The following is a 14,978-nucleotide window of genomic DNA, read 5'->3' as shown; positions in this document are numbered from 1 at the left end:
GATGCAGTCCGGTCAGCGCGTGAGCAGGGCGATGCACTCCACGTGGTGAGTCAACGGGAATGCATCGAAGGCCCGGACGGTATCGAGCCGGTAGCCCTCACCGAGATAGAGACCGACGTCCCGGGCGAAGGACGCCGGATCACATCCGACGTGCACGATGCGTTCGGCGCCTGCCGACGACACCGCCGCGATCACGTCTCGTCCCGCGCCGGTGCGCGGCGGGTCGAGCACCACCACCCGGGGCGGCCTCGCCAATTCGGACAGCGCACGTTCGACCCGCTCCGGGTGAAAACGGACCTGCGGTAGATCCGCCAGCGCTGCTCTTCCATCGGCGACAGCCTGCTTCGACGACTCCACCGACTCCACGAGCCCGGCGCCTGCCAGTGCTGCCGCGAACACACCCACCCCTCCGTAGAGGTCCCACGCCGTATCACTCGCGGTCACCCCGGCCCACTCCGCTACCACGGTCGAATACGTCTGCGCCGCTCCGCGATGCGCCTGCCAGAAACCGGTGGCAGCCAGCGTCCATTCTCGGTGGTGTACCCGTTCCCGGGGCCGCCCGGACCCCTCGAACAACCGCTCGACTCGCGGCGCCGCGACAGCCGCCCGCCGCGCTGCGGCACCCCGTCGACCGGGACTCGTGCGTCCCGTCTTCGACACCTTCGGGGGCGCGATCTCGACAACGTGGCGCTCTCCGGCCCCGTCGAGAACGATCTGCACCTCGCTGCCCGGCGTCCACTCGTGCTCGGCGATGCCGTCATACGCGGCACTCTCGATCTGCGGGCACGCGAGGTCGGTGACGATGCCCGAACTCCGGTACCGGTGATATCCCGGCAGCCCGTTGCCATCGACAGCCAACCGCACCCGGGTGCGCCAGCCGGTTCCGTCACCGGTGCCGGGCAATTCCTCCACGTGCACGTTCCGGTCCACCCGCGCGAGCCGCAGCAGCTGCTCGGACACGATCTGCGACTTCATCTGTCGCTGGAAGGCGAGGCGGGCATGAGACATGTCACAGCACCCGGCGCCTCCCGGTCCCGATATCCGGCAGATCGGCGCTATTCGCTCCGGCGACCCCTCGAGAATGTCGACGGCCTCCGCGCGGCAAAACGATCCGCCGCGATCTTCGGTGACGATCGCGATGACCCGCTCCCCCGGCAGGCCATGACGCACGAACACCACCCGCCCCTCGTGCCGTGCGACGACGAATCCACCGTGCCCCGGATTGCCGAGGGTCAGCTCGAGGCGCCGGCCGGTCCAGTTCTCACTCAACACTGCCATCCGTCCATCACTGCCATCCGTCACTTCTCTTCGGGGTCGTACCCACGCCGGGTGGCGCCGGCGGTGTACTCGACTCCGAGCGTCTTCGCCTTCTCCGACGAGTTCAGCTGCCAGGGAACGCTGGTCACCATCACACCTGGTTGGAACAACAGCCTGCTCTTCAATCTCAGCGCGCTCTGGTTGTGCAGGATCTGCTCCCACCAGTGCCCGACGACATACTCGGGAATGAATACGGTGACGACGTCACGCGGAGCATCCTTGCGGACCCGCCGCACGTAGTCGAGGACCGGTTTGGTGATCTCACGGTAGGGCGATTCGATGACCTTCAGGGGCACCGCGATGTCGCTCTTCTCCCACTGCCGCACCAGCGCCCGCGTATCCGGTTCGTCGACGTTGACGGTGATCGCCTCGAGGGTGTCGGGGCGAGTGGCCCGGGCGTACGCGAGTGCTCGCATGGTCGGCATGTGGAGCTTGGACACCAGGACGATCGAGTGGGTCCGGCTCGGCAGCACACCGTCCCATTCCTGCTCTTCGAGCTCGGCAGTGACACTGTCGTAATGCTTCCGGATCATCTTCATCACCACGAAGATGGCCACCATGGCGACGATGGCGATCCATGCCCCGGCCGCGAACTTGGTGATCAACACGATGATCAGGACCGCGCCGGTCATGGTGAGACCGATCGTGTTGATCACCCGCGAACGCTGCATCCGGCGGCGTTGCCGCGGATCGGTCTCCGACGCGAGATGCCGGGTCCAGTGCCGGATCATCCCGGTCTGGCTCAGGACGAACGAGACGAACACCCCGACGATGTAGAGCTGGATCAGCTTGGTGACCTCGGCGTCGAAGAGGACGACGAACGCAATGGCCGCACCGGAGAGGAACAGGATGCCGTTGCTGAAGGCGAGCCGGTCACCACGGGTGTGCAGCTGCCGCGGCAGATACCTGTCCTGCGCCAAGATGGAACCCAGGACCGGGAACCCGTTGAACGCCGTGTTGGCCGCCAGCACGAGGATGAGCGCCGTGACGATGGCAATGAAGTAGAAGCCGATGGGAAATCCGCCGAAGACCGTCTCGGCCACCTGAGCGATCAGTGTCTTCTGCTCGTAGCCGCTCGGCGCGCCGATCAACTGTGCAGCGGGATTGTGTGCGTAGACGATTCCGATCTTCTGCGCCAGGATGATGATGCCCATCAGGAGGACGATCGCGATCGTGCCCAGCAGGAGCAGCGTCGTGGCCGCGTTCCGGGACTTCGGTTTACGGAACGCGGGAACACCGTTGCTGATGGCCTCCACACCGGTGAGCGCCGCGCACCCCGAGGAGAACGCGCGCGCGATGAGGAAGGCGAAGGCGATGCCGTACAGGTGGGAGTCCTCGGCGGCGAGTTCGAACCCCGCGGATTCCGCCTGTAGGTCCTCGCCGAGGACGTAGATCCGGAACAGCCCCCAGGACAGCATCAGCACCATGCCGAAGATGAAGGCATACGTCGGAATCGCGAACGCGGTACCTGATTCGCGGATGCCGCGAAGGTTGATCGCGGTGAGCAGGACGATGGCCGCCACGGCGAAGAGAACCTTGTGCTGAGCCACGAACGGCACAGCCGAGCCGATGTTGGACGCTGCCGACGAGATGGACACCGCGACGGTCAGCACGTAGTCGACCAGCAGCGCGCTGCCCACGGTGAGACCGGCAGTGGGACCCAGATTGACCGTGGCGACCTCGTAGTCGCCGCCGCCCGACGGATAGGCGTGCACGTTCTGCCGATAGCTCGCCACCACCACCGCCATCACGGCGGCGACGGCAAGTCCGATCCACGGCGTGTACGCGTACGCGGAGATGCCTGCCACCGACAGCACCAGGAAGATTTCCTCAGGCGCGTACGCGACCGAGGACATCGCGTCGGACGCGAAGACCGGTAGTGCGATTCTTTTGGGAAGCAGCGTGTGCCCGAGCTTGTCGCTCCGGAAGGGTCTGCCGAGCAGTAGCCGCTTGGTGGCGGTCGAGAGCTTTGACACTGGCAAAGCGTAAGCCGTCCGCGAAGAAACTGGACCGTCGCCCACCGAAGTGTCCGGATTGCGATCTGTGTCTCGGTTGCTCTTTCGCCTGGGCACTGTACGGTTCGATTCGGTATGCACGTGCTCGGGACGTGACACCACAAGTCCATGAACGGAGTAACAGGTGTATGTGGTCATCATGGGATGCGGCCGAGTCGGCTCGTCCCTCGCCGGATCGCTGACCCGCATCGGACATGACGTCGCGGTCATCGACCGCGATCCGGCCGCATTTCTGCGACTCGATCCCGACTTTCCCGGACGCACGGTCGTCGGGATGGGCTTCGACCGCGACGTACTGGTGAAGTCCGGTATCGAACGGGCCGAGGCGTTCGCGGCCGTGTCTTCCGGCGACAACTCCAACATCATCTCGGCACGTGTGGCGCGGGAGACGTTCGGAGTCGAGCGCGTAGTCGCCCGCATCTACGACGCGAAGCGCGCCGCCGTCTACGAGCGGCTCGGAATCCCCACGGTAGCGACGGTCCCGTGGTCGACAGATCGTTTCCTGCACACCCTGACTCGTGACAGCCAGACGGCCAAATGGCGTGACCCCTCGGGAACCGTTGCCGTCACCGAGTTGTCGCTCCACGAGGACTGGATTGGCAGGCCGATCGCCGAACTCGAGGCCGCCACCTCGTCACGGGTGGCCTTCATCATCCGTTTCGGAACGGGCATCCTCCCCGACCGCAAGACGATCTTCCAGGCTGACGATCAGGTGTATATCGCGGCAGTGTCCGGAACCGTCGCCGAAGCCGTCGCTCTCGCGGGCAATCCCCCACCCTCGGAGAACTGAATGTCAGTGAGAAATTTCACGATCGAACACCCGAACGGAAGCAGCCGATGAGAGTCGCAATCGCAGGCGCAGGTGCCGTAGGACGCTCCATCGCGCGGGAATTGGTGCGCAGCGAACACGACGTCATGCTGATCGAGCGCAAGCTCGAACACATCGAGCAGGAGTCCGTACCCGAGGCCACCTGGGTTCACGCCGACGCCTGTGAACTGAGCAGCCTCGAGGCCGCCACCCTGGAAACGTACGAAGTGGTAATCGCTGCCACCGGCGACGACAAGGCGAATCTCGTCCTCAGTCTGCTCGCCAAAACCGAGTTCGGGGTTCGCCGCGTCGTCGCCCGGGTCAACGACCCCCGCAACGAATGGCTGTTCGACGAGTCGTGGGGCGTCGACGTGGCGGTGTCGACGCCACGGATGCTGGCGTCACTCGTCGAGGAGGCGGTGTCGGTCGGCGACCTGGTTCGCCTCATGACCCTCCGTCAAGGGCAGGCCAACCTGGTCGAGGTCACGCTGCCCGACAACACCCCACTTGCAGGCAAAGCCGTGCGCAAGCTCCAGTTGCCGCGTGACGCAGCGCTGGTCACCATTCTTCGCGGTGGTCGAGTGATCGTGCCTCAGCCGGACGACCCGCTCGAGGGCGGCGACGAGCTTCTCTTCGTCGCCGGAGTCGACGTCGAAGACGATCTCCGGACCGCTGTCGGCCTCTCGTAGGCTCGCGGAGAAGCGGATGAGGCGGTCGGGGCGACCGCCTACGACGACCGTGGATCCTCGCGGGGTCCACCCGCCTCCGTGTCGTCGGTCGGCATGACCGCGTCCTCCGGATGATCGGTGGGCTCGGCCGCCTCCGGATGATCGGTGGGCTCGGCGGCCTCCGGTGGCCGCGGCTCGACGATCCGATCGGCGCGCCGCACGGCCCAGATGGTCACCAGCAGAGCCAATCCGGCGAGCGGCCACCCCATCGCTATGCGGGCGACGGCGAGCCAGCCCGTCTGGTCGGAATCGTACAACTGGGACTGCACGAGGTACCGGGCACCGAACACCAGCGCCCACGCCCCAGTCGCCACGTCATAGGCCCGCACGGCGCCCCGGTGGCGACGCCACAGATTCCCGTGGCCATTCAGGAACCCCCAGATGATGCCGACGATCGGCCAGCGCACGAGGATCGAGCCGAGAAACACCGCCGCGTACGCGAGGCTGGTGTAGATCCCGAAGAGGAAGTAGCCCTTCGCATCACCGGTGCGATAGGCGATGAAGGCAGAAATTCCGACCCCGAAGAAGCCGGAGATGGCCGGTTGGACGGGACTGCGGCGAATGATGCGCCACACAAGGATCGACGCGGCAACCCCCAGGGCGGCCCAGATCGCCGGACCGAGACCCCATACTCCGTTGACCGGCACGAAGACGAGAATGGGCAGGGTGGAATAGATCAGTCCGCTGAACCCACCGAGCTGCTCGAGAACGGACTGCTGCTTCGTTTCGGTCACTCGACGAGAGTGCCACACGAACCGGGACCTACGATTCGCCCCGCAACTCGTAGTACGGGTTGAAGATCACCTTCTGGCCGTCGCGATCACCGACACGACCCCGGACCAACAGGGTTTTACCGGGTTCGATCCCCGGAATCCTGCGTCTTCCGATCCAGACCAGCTTGACCTGTTCGGTGCCGTCGAAGAACTCCGCTTCGATGCTGGCATTGCCGGACTTGGGACACGCCTCGACGCTGCGGAGCCGGCCCAGCATGGTTACTTCCTCGCCGCGGCTGCAGTCGCAGGCCCGCTGCGCGCCGGACGCCTGAGACGTCTCGGCCATTTCCTCGGCGTCCAGCTGATCGAGGTCTTCGGTGAGCCTGCGAGTGAGCCGACGAAAATATCCTGCCGTGGCGGGTGCCATTGCGCGCTCCTGGAGCATGTGCGGCGCGAGATCTTCGCGCCGCTCGTAGGGCTGTGTAATCGCCACTGTAGACCCAATGCTTCGCGGCAACCACACGACCACAGTGGCATCACGACGGACCAGGCAAGATCACCTCATGCCTTCGACATGCCGGCCACGCACGGCCGTGGTCCTGCCAGGAACGGGATCCGACGCGGACTTCGTCGCACGGGCCTTTACGGAGCCACTTGCCCGGCGCGGAGTTCGGACGCTGGCCGTCGACCCGGACCCCCGGAGGGTCGTCGGAAGCTACGTGGATGCACTGAACACCGCCGCCGCGGCCGGTGAACCGATACTGGTCGGTGGAGTCTCCATCGGCGCCGCGGTTGCGCTGCAGTGGGCTGCGACCCACCACGAACACACGGCCGGTGTGCTGGCGGTTCTCCCGGCCTGGACCGGAACGGCCGAGGATGCGCCAGCGGCCGCGAGCGCACGTTTCACAGCGGCCCGGCTGCGCGCAGACGGCCTCGAACAGGTGACCGCCGAGATGGTCGCATCCAGTCCGCCCTGGCTCGGCCGCGAACTGGCGAAGTCGTGGCGGTCGCAGTGGCCGCATCTTCCGGCTGCCCTGGACGAGGCGTCGCGGTACCACGGTCCCGGCGAGGACGATTTGGAACGGATCGACGTGCCGGTAGGCATCGCCGCGGCCACCGACGACGCCGTTCACCCGATCGAGGTGGCCCGGACGTGGGCTGCTCTACTACCGCACGCGGGCCTGGTGACCGTGTCACTCGACGACATCGGCGTGGACCCGGCGGTACTCGGATACGCGAGCCTGCGTGGGCTGGACTCGGTTCTGCGCCGGCCCTGAGTGCGTCAGCGGCCCAGCTGCTGCATCGCGGAGCCGGATTCGCCGCGCCGTTGTTGGGGCGGAGCCGGTGCCGGCTGGCCGTCCTGGGGTTGCGCGGGAGCTGTTGCGGGCTGCGCACCGGATTGCTGCGGAGCAGGCTGGGCGGCGGCTTGCTGCTGAGCCAGCTGCTGCTGCTGGTGGGCCGCCGCGAGTTGCTGGGCGAGAGCCTGCGGCAGGACGACCGGGAGCGGGGTCCGGACCGGGTGCGGTTCGGTTCCCCGCTTGACCACGGTGTCCCGCAGAATGGCCCGGGCTGTGGCGACGAGGTCGGAGTCGGCCGTGTTTCCGCCACTGGGACCGGCGACGACGCACCGCACCATCCACCGGTAACCGTCCACTCCGATGAAGCGAAGGTCTGCGTTGGGCGTCACGGCGAAGACCTCACGTCCCCACGGCCCGTTCTCGATGCTGACGGTGGCGTTGTCACCCCTCAGGGACTCGGCGAGATCGCCGGCCACTTCCCGCCACTGGCCGGGTGACTTGGGTGCGGCGTACGCCGCGACCGTGATCCGTCCGAGCTGGGTGACCAGATGAACAGCCTGCGGAGAACCGTCGGGCGCCATCTCGACCTGCAACTGAGCGCCCTGAGGCATCGGGACGAGCACCGACCCGAGATCGAGCCGGGTCCCCACCTCGCCCACCGTGAGGTCGGCGTCCGATTCGAGGTCGTCGGCGTCGTAGGGGCCGCCGTCCACGTCGCTGATCGCGTCGTAGTCACCCTCGGCATCGTCGTAGTCGTCAGCGGGGATTGCCGCGTCGGCGTCGTCGAAGAAACCGGGACGGTCCTCCTCGGATTCGTTCTTCTTGCGGCGTCCGAACATGATCACGCTCCTTCTCTGGCGTTGCCGACGAGGCTGGCATGGCCTCCGCTCGACCCGTGTCCGTCGGTGCCGCGGGTGGTGTCGTCGAGCGACTCCACCTCGACGAAGGACACCAATTCCACACGCTGCACCAGTAGCTGTGCTATGCGGTCGCCGCGGCGGATCTCGATCGGTGTCTCACGATCGTGGTTGATCAGGCAGACCTTGATCTCGCCGCGGTATCCGGCGTCGATGGTGCCGGGCGTGTTGACCACCGACAGTCCCGACTTCGCGGCCAGACCGGATCGGGGGTGAATCAGCCCGACGGTGCCCAAGGGCAGGGCGATGGCGATTCCGGTACCGACGAGGGCGCGCTGACCCGGTTCGAGGGTGAGATCGGAAGTGCTGCACAGGTCGACACCGGCGTCGCCGTCGTGCGCGCGTCGCGGTACCGGAATGGCTGGATCCAACCGCTGGAGGGCAACGGGGGGAAGGGCTGCAGTTCCTCCGAGAGGAAGGCCGGGAGATAGGTCGCTCACGTGCACCGAGCCTACTCGTAGGCAGCGACTATCCTGGTGGCGTGTCAGAAACGTCCAGGCCCGAAGCCGCGCCCACCGATCACACTTCGCCGACGCTGTACTCGGAACGCCTGTGGGTACCCGTCTGGTGGTGGATCGCGGGCCTCTTCGTCGCCGGACTGCTGGCTGCAGAGGTACACATGGGTGCGCCCGGCCTTCGTGCCTGGTTGCCCTATGTCCTGCTACTTCCCCTCCCGATCTGGGGAATGGTGTGGCTCAGCAGAACGAGAGTCGAACTCGTCGACGAGGCGGACGGCGTCCACCTCCGGGTCGGACAGGCTCACCTGCCGGTCGATGTCATCGCGCGGGTTGCCGAGGTTCCGGCCACCGCGAAGAGCGCAGCACTAGGACGGCAGCTCGACCCGGCCGCCTTCGTGCAGCACCGGGTGTGGGTGAAGACGATGGTGCTGATCGTCCTGGACGATCCCGAGGATCCGACTCCGTACTGGTTGATCAGCACCCGACGGCCGGCCGAATTGCTGGCCGCTCTCAACCGGGTGCGTCCCAAGGGACGCTGAACCGGGTCCTGTACCGGCGGTACCGGCGCGGTCGGCTTCGCAGACACAAGGCACGGTCCGCTCCGCAGACACAAGGGACGGATCAGTCCCCGGGCACATAAAACGGACGGTGGTATTCCACCGTCCGTCGCATGCGCTCGTACGTCAGGCTGCGCAGTCCCTGCACACAAGCACTCCGCCTGCATCGGTGGCGAGGCGGCTGCGGTGGTGCACGAGGAAGCAGCTCGAACAAGTGAACTCGTCGGCCTGCTTGGGGATGACCCGCACCGAGAGTTCCTCGCCGGACAGGTCGGCGCCCGGAAGTTCGAACGATTCCGCGGTGTCGGATTCGTCTACGTCGACAACAGCCGACTGAGCCTCGTTGCGTCGCGCCTTGAGCTCCTCCAGCGAATCCTCCGAAACCTCGTCGGACTCCGTTCGCCGCGGTGCGTCGTAGTCAGTTGCCATGTCGTCTTCCCCTCATCTTCTTTCATGTATCCCGGCCTCGCGGGGCCCGTCGAACGGAAGTCGGTCGATCGTCCACACGAAAACCGCCTCGGCGCAGATCACACCCGCGGCTGCACAACGTTGCAGGGGCCGCCCACGTGCCCGGATCCAGCTCCCGGGGACATGATGTGCGCCTCACTTCGTCTCTTCTGTCCGCCCTCGTCGTACGTGCATTTAACGACTGGGGCCGCCAGACAGTAGCCGAAGGGAGTACAAAAGTCGTAACCGAATCAACGGATCGCGCAAATTGTCTGCTAATCGTCACCAACCCCACAGCAAGCTGTGACATTCGACAACAGGGACGGGTACGGAGATATGACACTGGTGGGATCTAAGGTAGGTGCCGAACCTGCGCCACAACGTGTGGCCGGGCCCTGTATCGATGCGCTGTACGGGGTGGACGTAGCCAGCGCTGTTCGTAGGAGAGGTCGAGGCACACTGTGGTTTCACTGATCACCGAAGGCAGTTCGCGCGACGAGAACGGTCGTCCGTTCCGGCGACGGCGAGCGTTGCCCATTCTCGTGGTGTTCGCGGTTCTCGCCCTACTCGGCGCGGTGGTGTGGGCGGGAATTCTGGGCGAGGACGAAAACCTCGCCACCACCGTGGATTGCAACGCTCCTGGGGCGGCGTCGCAACCGGCGGATCCGGGGGCACCGCCGCAACAGACTCTCGGCGAGAAGGTAGACCCGTCGATGCTCCGGGACGTCGAGCCGGCCGCCCTGTCCGCCACGAAGGTGCGGGTGTTCAACGCGAACGGTGAGCACGGCCAGGCAGCCCAGGTCGCCGCCCAGCTGAGCGACTACGGATTCGCGAGCGCACCCGACGTGCAAGCCGGCAACGACCCGATCTACCTCGACCAGAACATGCAGTGCCAGGGGCAGCTGCGGTTCGGTCCCCAGGGTCTCGCTGCCGCGAGCGCCGTCTGGCTGGTGGCACCGTGCGCGGAACTGATCCAGGATGCACGCACCGACGACACCGTCGATTTCGCGCTCGGCACCTACTTCCGGAAGATCTCACCGAACACCGACGCCGAGGAGGTGTTGCGGTCCCTGAAGGATCCTCCTCCGGGAACGCAGCCCGCCCCACTCGACATCGACCTGCTGAAGGCCGCTCGCACCGCCCGCTGCTGATCCCGCGGCCGTTACTCCGGGATGGGCCGGTCGCACCCGACCTCCGCGAACAATGCGTCGAGGGCGTCGGCGATGCCGGGGGCGGCAGCGACGGTGATCTCCCCGTCGGCGCTGGAGGTGTGCGGTGACGGGACGCGTACGCGGGCGCCCGCCTCCGCGGCGATCAGCGATCCGGCGGCCCAGTCCCAGGGGCTCAAACCGTGTTCGAAGTGGGCATCCACCCGGCCCGCAGCGACCATGCACAGGTCGAGGGCCGCTGAGCCGATGCGTCGAATGTCCCGCACGCGCGGCAGAATGTCGCCGATCAGTGCGCCCTGTACGGCGCGCCTGCCTGCGCCGTATCCGAATCCTGTGGCGAGCAGAGTCATCGACAGCTCGCGGACAGGGTTGCAGCGTAATTCGCTCACGCGGCCGTCCACATCGGTCATCGTGGCACCGCGGCCCGACGCGGCGGAGTAGGTCGACTGCGCCGCCACGTCGACGACCGCCCCGGCGACCGAGACCCCGTCGATCTGCGCCGCCACCGACACGGCGTAGGCCGGTACGCCGTACAAGAAGTTCACCGTGCCATCGATCGGATCCACCACCCACCGCACGCCGTCGAGCGAATCCCCCTCTCCCCCACCTTCTTCCCCGAGGATCGCATCGTCCGGACGCCACTGCGCGAGGCGCTCCCGGATGACGAGTTCAGCTTCGGTGTCGACCACCGTCACCGGATCGGTCGGACTACTCTTCGACGCCACCGACTCGCCGGAACCGAGTCGGCTCCCGACGATCCCGAACACCTCGGGCCGCCGCGTGCGGACATGAGCTGCGGCCTCCTGCGCCACCGCCACGGCAACCTCGCGGAGATGCTGGGGATCGGGGGCGGTGTGGCCTCGGACAGTGTCTCGACTCTGGGGTGCGTGCACAGACCCATCGGATCACACTTCCCCTGCCTCCCACCACCGCTGGAGGCTCGATGAGCCTCCGGGTCAACCACCACCCAACTCGGCACCACCCATTAGTGTGACGATCAGCAGCAGCGTTTCCGAGCACGCCACAGTCGACACGGAGGAGTACACGCGATGACCAGGACCGGGTTCGGCGTCGACGTCGGAGGCAGTGGCGTCAAGGGCGGTGTGGTGGACCTCGAGACCGGCAAGCTGGTCGGGGATCGCATCAAGATTCTCACTCCACAACCGTCCACACCGGAGGCTGTCGCCGACACCGTCGCCGAAATCGTTCGTCAGGCGTCGTGGGACGGGCCGGTGGGGATCGCCTTGCCGAGCGTCGTCACCGGCGGCGTCGCCCGGTCCGCGGCGAACATCGACAAGAAGTGGATCGGTACGGACGCCCGTGCACTGTTCAGCGAGGCGCTCGGCGGACGGAGCGTCACCGTCCTCAACGACGCCGACGCCGCCGGGATTGCCGAGGACGCCCTCGGCGCCGGCAGGGACGCCAAGGGGGTCATCATCCTCCTCACCTTCGGTACGGGGATCGGATCGGCGATCCTCCACAACGGCGTCCTGCTTCCCAACACCGAGTTCGGGCACATGGAAGTGGACGGGAAGGAAGCCGAGCATCGTGCGGCGTCCTCGGTCAAGGACGACAAGGATCTCTCCTACAAGGAGTGGGCGGTGGAGGTGTCCCGGGTGCTCACCCGCTTCGAGGACCTCCTGTGGCCGGATCTGTTCATCGCCGGGGGCGGAATCAGCCGCAAACACGAGAAGTGGATTCCGCATCTCACCAACCGGACCACCGTCGTACCTGCTGCGCTCCTGAACTCGGCGGGCATCGTCGGTGCTGCTCTGGCGGCCGAAACGGGCATCGCTCCGTAACTGTTTCGGATAGGTCGTTACAATGGAAGAGCCCGGCTGCGCGCCGGCAAAACCAGTAGACCTCTCCGCCGGATGACCACTCTGGCGTGACGCCGCACGACACCGTCACGAAAGGGCGTACGTGGCAGCCACCGATACACGTCAGACTGCTGATTCGACTTCAGAGTCAGGACCGGAAGCACCAGTCGCACAGGCCGCCGACGGAACTGCTTCGGCAGTCGAGGAAGCTCCCGCGAAAAAGGCTCCGGCCAAGAAGGCTCCCGCCAAGAAAGCGGCGGCAAAGAAGGCTCCTGCGAAGAAGGCAGCAGCAAAGAAGGCGGGCGGCAAGAAGGCCACGTCCGGCAAGGCCGGCGACGGTGAGGACGGCCCCGACGAGGATGTCGCGGACATCGAGGACATCGACATCACCGAGGGCGACCTCGCGGAGGTCGAGTCCGATGTCGTCGAGGTCGTTGCAGTCGGCGAGGAGGACGAAGCCGAAGAGCCGTCCGACAAGGACAAGGCATCCGGCGACTTCGTGTGGGACGAGGAAGAGTCGGAGGCGCTCCGGCAGGCCCGCAAGGACGCCGAACTGACGGCCTCGGCCGACTCGGTCCGCGCCTACCTCAAGCAGATCGGCAAGGTCGCCCTCCTGAACGCCGAGGAGGAGGTGGAACTCGCCAAGCGGATCGAGGCGGGCTTGTACGCCACCCAGATCATGCAGGAACTCGCCGACGCGGGCGAGAAGCTTCCCGCCGCCCAGCGTCGCGACATGAGCTGGATCTGCCGTGACGGCAACCGCGCCAAAAATCACCTGCTCGAGGCGAACCTTCGCCTCGTGGTGTCGTTGGCCAAGCGCTACACCGGCCGCGGCATGGCTTTCCTCGACCTCATCCAGGAAGGCAACCTGGGCCTCATCCGTGCAGTCGAGAAGTTCGACTACACCAAGGGCTACAAGTTCTCGACCTACGCAACGTGGTGGATCCGACAGGCCATCACCCGCGCCATGGCGGACCAGGCACGCACCATCCGTATCCCGGTGCACATGGTCGAGGTCATCAACAAGCTCGGCCGCATCCAGCGTGAACTGCTCCAGGACCTGGGTCGCGAACCCACTCCCGAAGAGCTCGCGAAGGAAATGGACATCACGCCGGAGAAGGTGCTGGAAATCCAGCAGTACGCCCGTGAGCCCATCTCCCTCGACCAGACCATCGGCGACGAGGGCGACAGCCAGCTCGGTGACTTCATCGAGGACTCCGAAGCCGTCGTGGCCGTCGACGCCGTGTCGTTCACGTTGTTGCAGGACCAGCTGCAGTCGGTACTCGAGACGCTGTCCGAGCGCGAAGCAGGTGTCGTCCGCCTCCGCTTCGGACTCACCGACGGGCAGCCGCGCACGCTCGACGAGATCGGACAGGTGTACGGCGTCACGCGCGAGCGCATCCGTCAGATCGAATCCAAGACGATGTCGAAGCTGCGGCACCCGTCCCGGTCCCAGGTGCTGCGCGACTACCTGGACTAGACGCACAGATCACACTCGATGCCCCAGACTTCCGAGTCCGGGGCATCGTCGTGTCGCAGGGACCGGTGTCGCGCCCTCAGGCGCTCGCGCGCACCCGCAGCCAGGCTTCGGCGACCGGTTCGACCACCCGCGCCGCGATGGGTCCGATGACCGCCATCAGGAGAACGTAGGCCGTGGCGAGGGCGACGAGTTGGCTTTCGACTGCGCCGGCAGCCACGGCAAGTCCGGCGATGACGATCGAGAATTCCCCCCGCGCGATCAGCGCCACCCCTGCCCTGGCGCGGCCCAGGCGTCCGACACCCTGTTGCTTGGCCGCCCACGCACCGGTGATCATCTTGGTGAGCGCTGTGGTGACCGCCAGGAGGACGGCCCAGCCGAGGACCGGGGGAATTGCCGTCGGATCCGTATTGAGACCAAACACGACAAAGAACATGGCGGCGAAGAGATCGCGGAGGGGTTCGAGGACACGGCTCGCGTTGTGCGCGGTCGAACCGGAAATCGCGATCCCCAGCAGGAAGGCCCCCACCGCGGCCGACACCTGCATCGCCGAACTGATCCCGGCGATCAGAAGGGCTGCGCCGAGCAACTTCAACAACAACGTCTCACTGTCCGGGCTGTCCAGCACAGCGGAGACGTAGCGTCCGTACCGCAGGGCGATCACCAGGACGACCGAAATCACTATCAGCGAGATGCCGACTGCCTCGAGGCCACCGGCGATACTGACCCCGGCGAGCAACGCGGTGAGGATCGGAAGGTAGACGGCCATCGCGAGGTCCTCGAACACCAGGATGGACAGCACGACCGGAGTTTCCCGGTTGCCGAGGCGGCCGAGATCGGTGAGGACCTTTGCGATGATGCCGGAGGACGAGATGTAGGTGACGCCGCCCAGCACCACCGCCCCGGTGGTCCCCCAGCCGAGGAAAAACGCGACGGCCGCGCCCGGCGCGGCGTTCAGAACCAGATCGACGACACCGGCCATCCACGATCTGCGTAAACCGGTGACGAGCTCCGAGGCCGTGTATTCGAGGCCGAGAAGCAGCAGGAGCAGTACGACACCGATTTCACTGGCGATATGGCTGAATTCACTGATGTCTCCGAGCTGGACGAAGCCGCCACTGCCGAAGCACAGCCCGCCCAGCAGGTAGAACGGGATCGGCGACATGCCGAATCGTGCGGCGAGGCGGCCGAGAAGCCCGAGCGCGAAGAACACCGCGCCCAGTTCGATGAGCGCGAGCGTGGTGGTGTTCACGG

General features: G+C 66.3%; 16 protein-coding genes. 7 read left to right on the top strand and 9 right to left on the bottom strand.

Annotated elements, in window-relative coordinates; translation table 11 throughout:
* Window positions 1-12: 12 nt before the first annotated feature.
* Window positions 13-1,269 (bottom strand): class I SAM-dependent RNA methyltransferase, encoded by a 1,257-nt coding sequence (locus L1080_RS08365; RefSeq protein ID WP_250764988.1) that lies wholly within the window; start codon window positions 1,267-1,269, stop codon window positions 13-15.
* Window positions 1,270-1,298: 29 nt separating this feature from the next.
* Window positions 1,299-3,293, bottom strand: coding sequence for an APC family permease (locus L1080_RS08360; RefSeq protein WP_159926389.1), 1,995 nt, complete (start codon window positions 3,291-3,293; stop codon window positions 1,299-1,301).
* A 163-nt stretch (window positions 3,294-3,456) separates the two neighbouring features.
* On the opposite strand from L1080_RS08360, the gene L1080_RS08355 reads away from it, so the two are divergent.
* Both L1080_RS08355 and L1080_RS08350 read left to right on the top strand, forming a co-directional pair.
* The gene (locus L1080_RS08355) at window positions 3,457-4,122 is read left to right on the top strand and encodes a potassium channel family protein (protein ID WP_109330643.1); all 666 of its coding nucleotides are present in this window, start codon (window positions 3,457-3,459) and stop codon (window positions 4,120-4,122) included.
* Window positions 4,123-4,169: 47 nt separating this feature from the next.
* On the top strand, window positions 4,170-4,829 hold the full coding sequence (locus L1080_RS08350) for a potassium channel family protein (RefSeq protein WP_159926387.1): 660 nt from the start codon (window positions 4,170-4,172) through the stop codon (window positions 4,827-4,829).
* A 38-nt stretch (window positions 4,830-4,867) separates the two neighbouring features.
* On the opposite strand, the gene L1080_RS08345 is transcribed toward L1080_RS08350, so the two are convergent.
* Both L1080_RS08345 and L1080_RS08340 read right to left on the bottom strand, forming a co-directional pair.
* The gene (locus L1080_RS08345) at window positions 4,868-5,602 is read right to left on the bottom strand and encodes a DUF3159 domain-containing protein (protein ID WP_250763730.1); all 735 of its coding nucleotides are present in this window, start codon (window positions 5,600-5,602) and stop codon (window positions 4,868-4,870) included.
* Window positions 5,603-5,630: 28 nt separating this feature from the next.
* Entirely contained in the window at window positions 5,631-6,008 is a 378-nt protein-coding gene (locus tag L1080_RS08340; RefSeq protein ID WP_109330649.1) for an OB-fold nucleic acid binding domain-containing protein, read from the bottom strand.
* A 136-nt stretch (window positions 6,009-6,144) separates the two neighbouring features.
* On the opposite strand from L1080_RS08340, the gene L1080_RS08335 reads away from it, so the two are divergent.
* Entirely contained in the window at window positions 6,145-6,858 is a 714-nt protein-coding gene (locus L1080_RS08335; protein WP_250763733.1) for an alpha/beta fold hydrolase, read from the top strand.
* 5 nt (window positions 6,859-6,863) lie between these two features.
* On the opposite strand, the gene L1080_RS08330 is transcribed toward L1080_RS08335, so the two are convergent.
* Together L1080_RS08330 and dut are read right to left on the bottom strand one after the other, a co-directional pair.
* Window positions 6,864-7,718, bottom strand: coding sequence for a DUF3710 domain-containing protein (locus tag L1080_RS08330; protein ID WP_250763736.1), 855 nt, complete (start codon window positions 7,716-7,718; stop codon window positions 6,864-6,866).
* Between the two features lie 2 nt (window positions 7,719-7,720).
* Complete coding sequence (dut, locus tag L1080_RS08325) at window positions 7,721-8,242, bottom strand: dUTP diphosphatase (RefSeq protein WP_201453471.1); 522 nt, start codon at window positions 8,240-8,242, stop codon at window positions 7,721-7,723.
* Between the two features lie 35 nt (window positions 8,243-8,277).
* Here dut and L1080_RS08320 point away from each other — a divergent pair, with 35 nt between their 5' ends.
* Complete coding sequence (locus tag L1080_RS08320) at window positions 8,278-8,793, top strand: DUF3093 domain-containing protein (protein ID WP_250763738.1); 516 nt, start codon at window positions 8,278-8,280, stop codon at window positions 8,791-8,793.
* A 144-nt stretch (window positions 8,794-8,937) separates the two neighbouring features.
* On the opposite strand, the gene L1080_RS08315 is transcribed toward L1080_RS08320, so the two are convergent.
* Window positions 8,938-9,240 (bottom strand): DUF4193 domain-containing protein, encoded by a 303-nt coding sequence (locus L1080_RS08315; RefSeq protein ID WP_109330657.1) that lies wholly within the window; start codon window positions 9,238-9,240, stop codon window positions 8,938-8,940.
* A gap of 479 nt (window positions 9,241-9,719) precedes the next feature.
* Here L1080_RS08315 and cei point away from each other — a divergent pair, with 479 nt between their 5' ends.
* Window positions 9,720-10,409, top strand: coding sequence for an envelope integrity protein Cei (cei, locus tag L1080_RS08310; RefSeq protein ID WP_159926377.1), 690 nt, complete (start codon window positions 9,720-9,722; stop codon window positions 10,407-10,409).
* 11 nt (window positions 10,410-10,420) lie between these two features.
* On the opposite strand, the gene L1080_RS08305 is transcribed toward cei, so the two are convergent.
* Window positions 10,421-11,320 carry an inositol monophosphatase family protein gene (locus L1080_RS08305; RefSeq protein WP_159926375.1) on the bottom strand — a complete coding sequence of 300 codons (900 nt, stop codon included), beginning with the start codon at window positions 11,318-11,320 and terminating at the stop codon, window positions 10,421-10,423.
* Between the two features lie 156 nt (window positions 11,321-11,476).
* Here L1080_RS08305 and ppgK point away from each other — a divergent pair, with 156 nt between their 5' ends.
* Complete coding sequence (gene ppgK / locus L1080_RS08300; RefSeq protein WP_159926373.1) at window positions 11,477-12,229, top strand: polyphosphate--glucose phosphotransferase; 753 nt, start codon at window positions 11,477-11,479, stop codon at window positions 12,227-12,229.
* Window positions 12,230-12,350: 121 nt separating this feature from the next.
* On the top strand, window positions 12,351-13,727 hold the full coding sequence (locus tag L1080_RS08295) for an RNA polymerase sigma factor (RefSeq protein WP_159926372.1): 1,377 nt from the start codon (window positions 12,351-12,353) through the stop codon (window positions 13,725-13,727).
* Between the two features lie 76 nt (window positions 13,728-13,803).
* On the opposite strand, the gene L1080_RS08290 is transcribed toward L1080_RS08295, so the two are convergent.
* Window positions 13,804-14,976 carry a cation:proton antiporter gene (locus L1080_RS08290; protein WP_159926370.1) on the bottom strand — a complete coding sequence of 391 codons (1,173 nt, stop codon included), beginning with the start codon at window positions 14,974-14,976 and terminating at the stop codon, window positions 13,804-13,806.
* Window positions 14,977-14,978: the final 2 nt, after the last annotated feature.

Source organism: Rhodococcus sp. MSC1_016, from assembly GCF_023667485.2.
In the GTDB taxonomy this organism is placed as follows: domain Bacteria; phylum Actinomycetota; class Actinomycetes; order Mycobacteriales; family Mycobacteriaceae; genus Rhodococcus_F; species Rhodococcus_F oxybenzonivorans.
This window is presented reverse-complemented; position numbering and strand designations above follow the sequence as displayed.